The organism is Candidatus Omnitrophota bacterium, from assembly GCA_028693815.1.
Lineage (GTDB): Bacteria > Omnitrophota > Gorgyraeia > Zapsychrales > Aceulaceae > Aceula.
On record JAQUUP010000023.1, the window covers coordinates 1 to 12,796 of the forward strand.

Below are 12,796 nucleotides of genomic sequence, written 5' to 3' on the forward strand. Positions count from 1 at the left end.
CAAATTGAATGAGCAAACCTCAGCGATTGGAGCGAGCACATTGGGGGAATTAATACTTTCGGAGAATCGCGAGCAGTTCGAGCAGATGAAAAAACTATGATTCCGATTTTTTTGATGCCGATTGCCGTTTTAGACTCCGTGCATATTTTAAGTGAGTTTTTTGATAAGTATCATTTTTTTCATGATCGAAAAAAGACAATTGTTTTTGTTTTAAATGAGCTTTTTAGTCCGATGCTATTTACATCGCTAACATCTGCGGTTGGATTTTTCTCACTTTCTTTTTCACCGATTCCACCAGTTCAGGTTTTTGGTGTTTTTGTTGCTGTTGGAGTTTTGATTGCTTGGGTTTTAACAATCTTGTTTATTCCGGCATATATTATGCTGATGAACCCTAAAAAATTTGATGGGTTTGGGTTGTCTGGCAAAGAGGAGAAATCAGTTTTCTTAGACAAGATTTTAAAAGTTATTAGAACGATTACAACAAAATATTTTAAGCCTGTTTTGGCGATCACAGTGATTTTGTGTGGAATTTCGCTTTATGGCATTAGTCGTATTCAGGTTAATGACAACCCGGTGCGTTGGTTTGAAGCAAAACATCCGATTCGTGTAGCGGATAAGATTTTGAATGAACATTTTTCCGGGACCTACGAGGCGTATCTTGTTTTTGAAGCAAAAAATAAAGAGGATGAGATTTTTATTGAGCCTGCTATGTTGAAGTACATCGAACAATTGCAAAAGCGATTGCTCGAGACTGGACTTGTCGGAAAAACTACTTCTTTGGCAGATATTGTTAAGAAGATTTATTATGAGCTTTTGGGTGGAGATAAGATTAATAATGTTATTCCTGACACTAAACCTGCGGTAGCTCAATGTTTGATTTCGTTTGAGAATTCGCATAAGCCAGATGATCTTTGGCATTTAACAACGCCTGATTATTCAAAGCTTAATATGTGGGTTCAGCTTAAAAGTGGTGATAATAAAGATATGGATAAGGTTGTTAAGTATGTTAAAAAATATATTAAAGATAATCCTCCTCCAAAGGCTTTGATTTACAACTGGGCTGGATTAACTTATATTAATGTTGTTTGGCAAAATAATATGGTAGGAGGTATGCTTAAAAATTTCTTAGGAAGTTTTGTGATTGTTCTTTTTATGATGTTATTTTTATTCAGATCTCCTGTTAAGGCGCTTATTTCAATGATTCCTTTGACGGTTACGATTTTGTTTATCTATAGTCTTTTAGGATTTTTTGGAAAAGATTACGATATGCCTGTGGCTGTTTTGTCGGCTTTGACCTTGGGGCTTTCGATTGATTTTGCTATCCATTTTATCCAGAGGACTACGGAGGTCTATCAAGAAAAAAAGACTTGGGAGGAAACTTCAAGAGAAATGTTTGCCGGTCCAGGTCGTGCGATTATTCGAAACGCCCTTGTTGTGGCCATTGGGTTTTTACCGCTTTTAGCGGCACCGCTTGTTCCGTATAAAACAGTAGGATTTTTTATGTTTACGATTATGGCTGTATCTAGTCTTGCGACTTTATTTATTTTGCCATCTATAGTATCATTAAAGCAATCTTGGATGTTTGAGGAGAATAAGAAATCCATGAGCTGCAAATGTAGTAATTGTATGCTGATTGCTTTATTCGTAGCCTTAGCGATCGCTTATGTTTTGTTTGGATATACGACCGTAGGATGGCAGCCGATTACATTTATTAGTATCGGGATTATTGTTTTATTTGCAGGTATTTGTCATGTGGTATCGAAGAGAAAAGTATGTCTGAAATAAAGCACCTGATCATTGCGAGGCCGCAATTATGCAGAGGGATCCTTAGTTCGCTAACGCTCATGAGGATTAGTTCGTCTAACAGATTTACAGATGCTAGCGCTTTGTAAAGCTGAGGCTCATTAAAATTCGCACAGGCTAACTTGATGTTCGCGCTAATAGAAGCGCTCCATAAGTTAGGTGCTCATTTAAGAAAGGTGTGTTTAAAATGAAAAAGATATTTTTAATAGTTTGTTTTTTATTGGTTACAAGTAGTTTTGTTTTTGCGCAAAGTGTTGATGAGATTGTTAAAAAGGCTAATTTTGTTTCGTATTATGCTGGAAATGATGGAAGATCAAATGTCAAAATGACAATCATCGATTCTCAAGAACGACAAAGAATCAGACAATTCAAAATTTTGCGTCTTAGCATTAAAGAGGGTGGTGAGCAAAAATTCTATGTTTATTTTGAGAAGCCAACGGATGTAGCGCGCATGAGTTATATGGTTTGGAAAAATATTGGAAAAGATGATGACCGTTGGCTTTATTTGCCAGCTCTTGATCTTGTACGCCGTATTGCCGCAAGCGATAAGCGTTCAAGCTTTGTTGGTTCTCATTTTGTTTACGAAGATGTTTCTGGGCGCGGAATTGATGCCGATATTCATGAGCTTATAGGTGAAGAGAATGGATTTTATAAAATAAAGAATACGCCAAAAGAAACACAAGGCATTGAATTTGCTTCATACACAGTCTGGATTGACAAAAATAATTTTATGCCGATGAAGGCTGAATATTATAATGAAGCTGGCGATCTGACTAGAACCATTGAGGCTTTAGACGTTAAAGATATTTCCGGTCATCCAACAGTTACTAAATCAAAGGCCACAGATGTTCAGCGTGGAGGAGAAACAGTGATGGAGTTTAGCGATATTCAATATGACGTTGGTCTTACAGATGATATTTTTACTGAACGATATTTAAGAAAACCTCCAATGCAATGGATTCAATAAAATGAAAAGAATATTTTTTGCGCTATTCTTATTTTTTGCCTTACCCGCAACAGGGTTTGCCGATTGGCCACAAATCCATGGGTTTTTTGAGGCTGATTACGGAGTTAAGGTCAGCGATGATAATACAAAGAGAGATAATTATAATATTCTTGAGCAGCGATTGCAGTTAAGGTTAAATCATTATTTCTCTGGAGAGAATTATTTGGCGCAAAAAGGTGGGGCACTTGCTTTTCGAGGAGATTTTACGGTTGATGAATATTATTCCGGAAAAACAGATTTTGAACTTCGTGAATTAAATCTATCGCTAACGCCGATGAGCTTTATGGATGTTAAGCTTGGTCGACAAACTTTGACATGGGGAACAGGCGATTATTTGTTTATCAACGATATGTTCCCGAAAGATTATGTGTCATTTTTTACCGGCCGTGATGATGAATATTTAAAGAAGCCATCCGATGCGCTTAAGGTGTCAATTTATCAAGAGCTTGCGAATATTGATCTTATCGTGATTCCTCATTTTACACCTAACACAACGCCTAAGGGTGATCGGTTGTCATTCTTTGATAGTTTTCAAGGCGGAATTGCCGGCGTTAATTCTGATCGTGATATCATTGAGCCACCTTTTCAGATGAGCAACAATGAGTATGCGTTACGATTAAATCGTAATTTTGGTAGCAACGAGGCTGCGCTTTATTATTTTCATGGATTTGACAAGAATCCTCGAAGTTATATGGACGAGGCGGCTAGAAAACTTTATTATGAACCTTTGGATGTTTACGGTGCAAGTTTACGTGGGCCGTTTGCAAGCGGGATTGGAAATGTTGAGATTGGATATCTGAATTCCCGAGATGATCGAGATGGCACTAATAGAATGGTAGAGAATTCTTTTTTCAAGGCCATGGCAGGATATAGCAAAGATTTAGGTAATGATCTGCGGGTTGGATTTCAGTATTTGTTTGAACAAAGACTTGATTACGATGAGTATCGTGACAATCTTCTTCCTAACGATTATAGATGGGATGAGTATAGGCATCTTTTGACAAATCGGATTACAAAATTATTTAAGAATCAAACCGTAATGGTGTCATTGTTTACCTTTTATTCACCATCTGATAATGACGGCTATGTGAGGCCGTCGGTAAGTTATGATATCAGCGATCAATGGAAAATAACGTTTGGCGCAAATTTGCCTTGGGGGGAAGATGATATAACTGAATTTGGGCAGATGAAACGGAATAAGAATATTTACACAAGAGTACGGTATTCATTTTGAGCCCCCACACCAATTATATTTTAAATTTTGATTAAGCAATGTTTTATTTATATATTCTAAAAAGTAAAAAAGATAAAAATCTTTATACAGGTTTATACCGGAAACTTAAAAAAAGAGACTTGAAGAACATAGCAAAGGTTTTGTTAAATCAACAAGACTGAGGAGACCATTTGAATTAATTTATTTCGAAGGGTATAAGATGAGGAAGATGCAAAAAGAAGAGAAAAGAATCTTAAATTAAGATCTAGAGCATTTGCTCAATTGAAGAAACGCATTTTCAAAAGTTTAACATAATTGGTGTGGGGGTGGATATGACAGAGAGAGTTTTAAGGGGTATTGCAGGATTTATGGTTTTATTAAGCGTAGGATTAGCGATTTGGGTGGATATCAGATGGCTTTGGTTTACGGCTTTTGTAGGAGCAAATTTGTTACAATCTGCTTTTACTAATTGGTGCTTAATGATGACAATTCTAAAAAAAAATAGGCATAAAGTAGCAAAATAGCGGATTATATGCTATATTTGGGGCGACTTGAGAGATCTCAAGTCGCCCTATTTGTATATATACATAAATATATTTATATGGAAGCGCTTTCCCGAAAGGGCTGAAATGCCCTTTTTTTCTTAATATTATCGGATATACTTGTTGTATTGTTAGGGTAGAGGAATTTAATATTAATGTTATTAGAAATATTATGATAAACATAAAAATTACAAAAAAGATTTATTCTAAATTATTAGGCTGGTTTGTGATTTTTGCATTCCTAGCCAATATGATTATGCCTACGCCTGGTTTTGCGCAGAACTTAAGCTTTTTGCCTACGCCAGGGACTATGGTTACGCTTACCCCAAGCTTTGCACCTGTTTTGCTTAGAGGTGTCCGCGTTAATCCTAAAAATCCTTTTGAGCTTGATTTTATTGTTGATGTTGGTGATACAAGCTTAAATGATCAAGAATTTGAAAAAGAGAGCGAAAAACTGATCAAATACTTTTTGGCCTCTTTGACGATTCCTGAAAGTGATCTTTGGGTCAATCTTTCTCCTTATGAAGAAGATCGTATTATTCCAGATGCTTTTAGCCAAACCGAAATGGGGCGCGACCTTTTAGCTCAAGATTATATTCTAAAGCAAATTACTGCATCTTTAATCTATCCAGAAGATGAACTTGGAAAGCAGTTCTGGAGCCGAATTTATAAGCAAGCTTTTGAGCAATACGGAACTACACAAATACCGGTGAATACCTTTAATAAGGTTTGGATCGTGCCTGAAAGGGCGGTTGTTTACGAGAATGGACCGCATGCTTTTGTTGTTAATAGTCATCTAAAAGTTATGCTTGAGGAAGACTATCTTTCCCTTGAAAGCAATATTGATAATCGTAAAATTGGCACTCAAGCCAATGATCAAGATAAAACAAAGCAGGTTAGCAATTTGTCATCACAAATTGTTCGTGAGATTGTTTTGCCTGAGATTGAGAAAGAGGTAAACAACGGCAAGAATTTTGCCAGTCTTCGCCAAATTTATAATTCTTTGATTTTAGCCACATGGTTTAAGAATACGCTTAAAAGTTCAATCTTGAATCAAAAATACAGCAATCAAGCCAAGATTTCAGGTGTGGATGTTGAGGACAAGCAAGTTCGAGAAAAGATTTATAATCAATATCTTGATGCTTTTAAAAAAGGCGTTTGTGACTTTGTTAAGGTTGAATACGATCAGTATTCCAATCGCCATGTTCCGCGGAAATATTTCTCAGGTGGAATGAGTTTCTTAGGTAATACACAGGCGGCAATTGAGCCAACCGATGATATTGGTGAGGTAACAGCGGCTTGTTCACCTGCTAAATTGCGTCATATTTCGAGTGCATTAAAAACAGGCTCAAGTCAAATCCTTGGCAAAGAACAAGTTTTATCTACAATTAATGATCTCTATAAAGAATCTGCCGCAGGCCAGTTTCCCAACTTTGTTCAATGGCTAGATAAAGCCTCTAGGAGTCTCAGAGGCCCATTAAATGACGATCTTTTAAAAGAAGTTGCCCAAGATCTCGGCATATCCAAAATAGACATAAATTTAATGCTTGAAAGATCTAAAAGGGCCGCTCAGCAGGCCTATGAATTCACAAAGCATCTCAAGGAAAAATATAAGAAATCTGATCAATACAGCGTATATCTTTTTCGAGATGCAGCTTTTCTTTATGAGGCGGGAAAGAAAGAGCTTCCCGGAGAATCCAAAGGATTTTATTTATCTAATAAAACTTTTGAGAAAATGGCAACAACACCTGAACAAAAAGTTAATCGTGTTGCAAACCCTATTTACTTTATGGTTAGCGAAGCAAAATCAAGGATGGGGCTTAAAGACTCTGAATCCATTCCAGGGGGAAGATTAGAAGAATTTGAAAATCATTTCTATAATTTGTTTACAAATATCGCCAACGGAAAGGCATCAGGAGCTAAGCACAGCACAAGTCTTTCAAAATTTGAAGCTGGTATCAGGCAGGCCATTGATCAAACAAAAACATATTTTCTGAATTCAGGCATTTCTTCAGATCAAATTTTAGATAAAGGGATTTGTTTTATCGATACATCTGTTCGAGGAACGTATGTGCTCTTTATGAAGGCTTTGATAAGAAAAATGCTTGAAGACCAGGGAGCCTCTGAAGACCTTATCAATCAAAAAGTTCATGGAGAGCTTTATTATAGTCAGCTTTCTCAGGAGATGAGCTATTTGCCTGTGACAGAAAGCACAGATGGCGGGCAAGGAAGGGACGTAGAATTCTTGGGCACCTATCCAGTTGATTATGCACAAAGTTTTACTTCAGATTCTATTCCAAGCATGAAGGAAAATATTGATTCAAAGAATCAGTTTTTGTTTTTTTTGTTAAGTTTTAATAATATATTAGGAAAAATCCAAAATACTTCTAGCTTATACGAATCTATAAAAGAACACCTTACGCCTATTTACGACAGCATAGACCAAAAATTGAACAGACAACAATTGATTAATATTTTGGGACGAGGAGATGGCGTTAATCATTTTTTGTCTGATATAAAAGCAAAGTATGGTGATGTAGTTGATATCTGGAGTTTAGATCAAACCGTTCAAGCAGATGACGTTAATGCGCTCGACCAAGAAAATCCTCAAATTTTGGATGAAGATGGATTTCCTGTTCGAGCAGATAAAGTTATCAATGTTATCAAGGTAGAAGATACAGAAGACATCATAGATGCTTTGCGTCAATGGCGAGAGGGATTTAACCAGACAAAAATTGACGGAAAGATTCTTTCGCTTTTTACATTTTCACAGTCCCAAAAAGGAGGCGAGCTTAAAAAGTCCGTAATTGATTTTTTTAAAACTTTGCAGAAAAGAAATCAGACCGTTCGATTTATTGATGTCCAGACCAAAGATAGCGATGGGAACACTCATAATGTTCTCATGGTTCGCTCAGAGCATGAATTCGAGAAAGAAATAATTCTAACAAGGCAAGGCGAACATCTTGATATCAAGATTGTTGATTCTGTGGCAAGTGATTTGACTCAAGAGAAATTAACTCATATTGGCTCGAAGCTAAGTTTGGATCAATTGGCCAAGGGTGTACGCGTTATTATCACAGAAAAGATTTTCGGCCAACAAGGCGGTTCTAAAGGGCTTGATCCTAAAGTGCACACGGTTTATGGGATCAAGGCCCTTGTCAACTTAAGAACGGGTCAAGCTGTGTTTTTTAGTCGATCAAAAACAGGCGACATCATTAATCATGAAGATATCGCACACGAATATTTTGGCGGACTTTCAGGAGATATTATTGGCTACCAGCTCCAAGCTGTAACTAACAACGAAACTGGGGAAACCATGATTGTTTCTGCTCAGGTTGATTCTAAGTTGATGAATATGCCCACCCTTTATGATCCTGATAAAGGCGGGAAAGAAATAACAGAAAAAAGTGTTATAGCTGCTAATAAGATTTTATTTGATGGCATTTCTATGAAAAAAATGTTTGATAGCGAGATTCAAATCGAGGTTCATCAAGATTTTCTTCCTTTTATTTCTGATGCCAGAAAGTTTTCTTGGTCTAAAGAAAAAACATTGTCAGTCCTCAAGGTCTACAGTCCTTCTTCCAAGATTGAGAGCCGTTTTTTTAAGAATCAGAACAATGTTAATAGTTTTAAACAATTGTATAGTAATTATTTTAAGATTTATCTTAAGAATTTGGAGGCGAAACACGCGATTGACGAAGATCTTAGAGCCAAGGGTCGAGAGGTAGAAAAAGACGAAAAATTCTTTCAAGAAGAGTTTCAGAATCTTGGTTTTATTTTATCTTATGTATTGCTAAAAAGTTTCTTTTCTAAAGATGAAAATACTCAGAATGAATTTAAACTATTCCTTAGAGATATTCGTGATTTTATTAAAATAATGAATGAGAATAAAGACGATCAAAAGGGTAATCAAGACAAAGAAGTCAATGAAATAATAAAACGTATTGGTAGAATTTTCTTAAAGTATATTAATAGCAACATGGATGAAATTGATAATGTTCCAAAGGATCTAGGACCAATAACTTCTGATCCTGGATTTGCTTCTGAATTAAATATAGATGGAGCCACCAGAGGAAGTATTGTTCATGATTTAAGAGGTAGATTTGCTAATTTTTCTGGATATTTTGGTCTTCTGCAAACTGAGTATTCAGAATATATGAATGGTGAGGATATTCTTGCTGAGGAGGCTAAAAGAGTTTTGTTCTTGGCTTGTAATCTAATTACTAAATCTCGAAAATCTTATCATGATTTTTTTAATTTTCGTGTTTTAGATCAAGATTTTAAACTAGGAGACAATGCTTTTCAGGTTGTTGGGTTTGATCAGTTTTCTAATCCCAAGGAAGTTCGCAAAGAAATAAAGCCTTTTCGGCAAGTCGATGAAGGCTTGTTTGGTCATTATTGGCCTCAACAACTTAAAGAATCTCAATATCTTTTTAGTATACGGGATATTGGTGGAAATCTATATGATGACGGACAACCAATTGTTTTGCTTCACGTCGAAAAAGATATTAAGCCGGTTATTAAGGCTGGAGATCAGGCGGGTGCTGTTTCTTTTTCAGAAAAAGATGAAACTGAGAATCGTGAAGTTTATAATGTTCGTAAAGTTCTTGTTAATCCAAAGTATCAAGATAAATTAAGAAAACAAGGATATTCGGGGATTCAAATTTCTCAGCTACTTGTTGCTCTGGTTGGCCAATGGGCACAGGATCAGAGCTCTAGTCAAGATGTGGTTTTTTTGTATGAGCCTTTTGGTGAAAAAGATAATGCAATATCACAGAAGCTTTTTAATGTTCAACCTGTTAGTGGATTAGAAGCTTTTCTAACATCAAATTTTAAGTCAATAGATAAATTTTTAAGAGAAATGTTAGATCAGGTTGTTGTTATTAATAAAAGGAGTTCTGATGCTCAAAACGAGATTGCTTTTGAGCAAGAATTTAAAAATGATGATGAAGGCGGTGAAGGCGATGCGTTGGTGGATCATTCAGGCATTGTCGTTACGAAGCAAAACCCGATGTTAGTTGTTTTTTCGTATAAAGGCACGAGCTATTATTATAATAGAGCAGAAACACTTATACGACCCATGGGAAATACTGAATTCGTTAGACCTGAAACAAATGATGAGATTTACCCAAAACTTATGGCTGCTTTGGAGGCCGAAAAGAATAAAACTTCTTCAGGGATTATTCCTCGAGAGATTCAAGATTTGGCTAGTTTAGCTATGCAAAGGTTTCCACCGAGTGGAAACAATCAATGCAAGATTGCAACAGATTGGATTATGGAAACTTCGCGAAGGGAAACAGATTTACGACTTTCTCACGATTTTCGCGATGATACTATCTTCATTCCTCTTAAGGCAGGAGGTCAGAGAGAGCACGTTGTTGTTGATGTTGACGGAGAGTGGATTATCGACACACAACTTAAGCAATTTGAAAAAGATTTGGATGTTGATAAGGAATTCTTAACTAGAGGAGCTTATGATAAAAAAGAATATTATCAGAAAGTTTTAAACTCGGCAAAATCTTCACGAGAAGATAGCGGAACTTCTTCTGGTCAAGATCAGGTTAAGAAACCAAATTTTTCAGGCACGCAGCTTGAGCTTCCGTTTGGAGAATTTGATGAAAGTTCTCCTAATAAGGAAAATCTTGGCGGTATTGATCTTGGCGCCGAGACCTTAGAGATGGAAGTGCAATCGCAAGGCGAGCGGTTTGAATTTAATTTAGAAAATTTAGATTTTGAAAATATAGAAATCAATGGACTTTATCCTGTTATTATTAATGTCGCTCCAGTGACAAATTTACCTGCTTTTCTTGGAGCGGTCCAAGAAGAGACAGATCTAAAGCTTAGTAAGTTGTAAATAAACAATTTCCAATAAACAAATTACAAATAATTAACAATTAACAAACAACAAATGATCAACGATAATGTTTGCTTATTGTGTGTTGTCTATTGTGATTTGCTTGTCATTTGGATTTTGTATATTGTAATTTCTAATCGTTCAGGTTAAGTAAATATTTTTCTTGACACTAGTACCTATTCCTATATAATAATCATTCTTGGTAAGCTCGCTGTCAATTAGGGTAGGGGTATTTAAGGAAATCCCGCGTCGCTAGAAACCGCTCCTGGGATAAATTTACGCGGGATTAATTGTTAACATTATATAAAAGAAAGGCGTAAATTTATGAAAAAGTATAAATGTACAGTTTGTGGATATATTTATGATCCAGTTGTTGGCGATCCAGATAATGGCGTTGCTGCAGGAACAGCTTTTGAAGATATTCCAGATACATGGGTTTGCCCAGAGTGTGGCGTATCCAAAGAAGATTTTGAAGCAGTTGAAGAATAGTATATAGTCGTTAGTATTTAGTATATAGTCGTTAGTATTTAGTATATAGTATTTAGCATAAGAGTGGAGAGCTAAAAGGCTAAGAAGAAAAAAGGTAGACGATAAATTAAGAATTTAAAGAAATAATAGAAAATCTGTCCGTTTTTTCTGCGTTTGTTTTACCGTACACTAAATACTTTAATTTTTTTGTTTTCACTAAATATCAAATACCAAATACCAAATACTAAATACATTTTATAAAATTATGCATAAAATAATAGATAACATTTATTGGACAGGGTATATCGATTGGGACCTTAGGAATTTTCATGGATATGAAACTCCTGTAGGTTCGACGTATAATTCTTATCTTATTTTAGATGAAGCTCCAACGTTGATTGATACCGTTAAATATTATGGCGCCGAGGAGATGATTGATCGCATTAAAGAGGTGATTGATCCAGCTAAAATAAAATATGTGATTTCTAATCATACAGAGATGGATCATTCTGGTTCCATTGATGCAATCTTAAAATATTGTCCGAATGCTGAAGTTGTTTGTTCGCCAAAAGGGGCTGAAGAGCTTAAGCGCCATTTCAAGAAAGATTGGAAATTCAAAATTGTTAATACAGGTGATGAGTTAAAGATCGGAAAAAGAACTTTAAGTTTTCTTTTGACGCCGATGGTTCATTGGCCGGATTCGATGGCCACATATTCTGCGCAGGACAAGATCCTTTTTTCTAATGATGCTTTTGGTCAACATAGGGCAAGCGCTGAGCGTTATGCTGATGAAGTTGGCTCTGATATTGTTTTTGAAGATGCGGCCAAATATTATGCGAATATTGTTATGCCATATGGAGCCCAGGTTCTTAAAGCACTGGATGCTGCCTCTAAGCTTGATATTGAGATGATTTGTCCATCGCATGGGCTTATTTGGCGAACAAAAGAAAATATTGAGAAAATCGTATCGTTGTATCAAAGGTGGGCAAGCTATGAATCTGACGATAAATGTCTTATTGTTTATGATACGATGTGGAATTCAACACGGCAGATGGCGACAAAATTAAATCATTTTGTTGATGTTGCAGGTATTCCCGTTAAGATGGTTGGCCTTCAGGAGGCCCATATTTCAGATATTGTGACAGATGTTCTGATGTCTAAATTTGTCTTGTTTGGAACACCGATTTTAAACAACCGCATGTTGCCAACAATGGCCGCGCTTTTGATGTATCTTAAAGGTTTAAAGACAAAAAATCGTTATGCCACAACTTTTGGTTCGTACGGTTGGTCAAAAATAGGATTTAAGGAATTTGAACAATCTATTGTTGATGCGGGGTTTGAATTGATGGATGAAGGAAAGTATAGCCAATTTGTTCCTGATGAGGATGAGCTTGAATTGTTAAAGATTGTGGTTGATAAAATTAAAGAAAGAATAAAATGAAATTATCAAAAGAGATTATTGATTTTTTTGAAAAGAATCATGCTGTTGTTGTGTCAACAATTGATCAAAAAGGCGCAATTCATTGCTCGGTCAAAGGTCTTGTTGGTATCGGAAAAACAAACAAGCTTTTTTTGACAGATCTTTATTTATATCGGACTTTTCAAAATTTAAAGAAAAATCCAGTGATTAGTGTTACGGCTTTAGATGAGCAGCGGTTTAAAGGCTACACTCTTCAAGGAAAAGCAAAAATTATCCAAAGGAGTGAAATTAAAAAGGATATTTTTAATGAGTGGGAGTCTCGGGTTGTTCAACGCATTACAAAGCGTATTCAGAAAAGCGTAAGTACAGGATCAAAGTCAAAAAAACAGTTTGAAGCGCATCTTCCGATAGAGCCAAAATATTTTATTGAAGTAAAAATTGATAATGTGATTGATTTAGCGCCACCATCAAAGAATAAGGTTAAGTAACC

The 12,796-nt window shown here is 35.9% G+C and carries 8 protein-coding genes; all 8 read left to right on the plus strand.

Annotated elements, in window-relative coordinates; all coding sequences use genetic code 11:
* Positions 1-96: 96 nt before the first annotated feature.
* The 8 genes from PHY73_07040 to PHY73_07075 all read left to right on the plus strand — a co-directional run bounded on the left by PHY73_07040 (position 97) and on the right by PHY73_07075 (position 12,794).
* Positions 97-1,785 carry an MMPL family transporter gene (locus tag PHY73_07040; GenBank protein MDD3375455.1) on the plus strand — a complete coding sequence of 563 codons (1,689 nt, stop codon included), beginning with the start codon at positions 97-99 and terminating at the stop codon, positions 1,783-1,785.
* Positions 1,786-1,990: 205 nt separating this feature from the next.
* Positions 1,991-2,770: an outer membrane lipoprotein-sorting protein gene (locus PHY73_07045; GenBank protein MDD3375456.1), complete on the plus strand. Its 780-nt coding sequence runs from the start codon at positions 1,991-1,993 to the stop codon at positions 2,768-2,770.
* A 1-nt stretch (position 2,771) separates the two neighbouring features.
* Positions 2,772-4,043 (plus strand): hypothetical protein, encoded by a 1,272-nt coding sequence (locus PHY73_07050; GenBank protein MDD3375457.1) that lies wholly within the window; start codon positions 2,772-2,774, stop codon positions 4,041-4,043.
* A 311-nt stretch (positions 4,044-4,354) separates the two neighbouring features.
* Positions 4,355-4,546 (plus strand): DUF2892 domain-containing protein, encoded by a 192-nt coding sequence (locus PHY73_07055; protein MDD3375458.1) that lies wholly within the window; start codon positions 4,355-4,357, stop codon positions 4,544-4,546.
* A 190-nt stretch (positions 4,547-4,736) separates the two neighbouring features.
* Positions 4,737-10,418, plus strand: coding sequence for a hypothetical protein (locus PHY73_07060; protein MDD3375459.1), 5,682 nt, complete (start codon positions 4,737-4,739; stop codon positions 10,416-10,418).
* Between the two features lie 324 nt (positions 10,419-10,742).
* On the plus strand, positions 10,743-10,907 hold the full coding sequence (locus PHY73_07065) for a rubredoxin (protein MDD3375460.1): 165 nt from the start codon (positions 10,743-10,745) through the stop codon (positions 10,905-10,907).
* 244 nt (positions 10,908-11,151) lie between these two features.
* Complete coding sequence (locus PHY73_07070; protein ID MDD3375461.1) at positions 11,152-12,327, plus strand: FprA family A-type flavoprotein; 1,176 nt, start codon at positions 11,152-11,154, stop codon at positions 12,325-12,327.
* The gene (locus PHY73_07075; GenBank protein ID MDD3375462.1) at positions 12,324-12,794 is read left to right on the plus strand and encodes a pyridoxamine 5'-phosphate oxidase family protein; all 471 of its coding nucleotides are present in this window, start codon (positions 12,324-12,326) and stop codon (positions 12,792-12,794) included. Before PHY73_07070 ends, PHY73_07075 begins: the two co-directional genes overlap by 4 nt.
* The last annotated feature ends 2 nt before the right edge of the window (positions 12,795-12,796 follow it).

What these genes read in the sequence shown, in the direction of transcription:
- PHY73_07070 (MDD3375461.1), top strand. Translation starts at nt 11,152, where the DNA reads ATGCATAAAATAATAGATAACATTTATTGGACAGGGTATATCGATTGG.
- PHY73_07060 (MDD3375459.1), top strand. Translation starts at nt 4,737, where the DNA reads ATGATAAACATAAAAATTACAAAAAAGATTTATTCTAAATTATTAGGC.
- PHY73_07045 (MDD3375456.1), top strand. Translation starts at nt 1,991, where the DNA reads ATGAAAAAGATATTTTTAATAGTTTGTTTTTTATTGGTTACAAGTAGT.
- PHY73_07065 (MDD3375460.1), top strand. Translation starts at nt 10,743, where the DNA reads ATGAAAAAGTATAAATGTACAGTTTGTGGATATATTTATGATCCAGTT.
- PHY73_07075 (MDD3375462.1), top strand. Translation starts at nt 12,324, where the DNA reads ATGAAATTATCAAAAGAGATTATTGATTTTTTTGAAAAGAATCATGCT.
- PHY73_07040 (MDD3375455.1), top strand. Translation starts at nt 97, where the DNA reads ATGATTCCGATTTTTTTGATGCCGATTGCCGTTTTAGACTCCGTGCAT.
- PHY73_07050 (MDD3375457.1), top strand. Translation starts at nt 2,772, where the DNA reads ATGAAAAGAATATTTTTTGCGCTATTCTTATTTTTTGCCTTACCCGCA.
- PHY73_07055 (MDD3375458.1), top strand. Translation starts at nt 4,355, where the DNA reads ATGACAGAGAGAGTTTTAAGGGGTATTGCAGGATTTATGGTTTTATTA.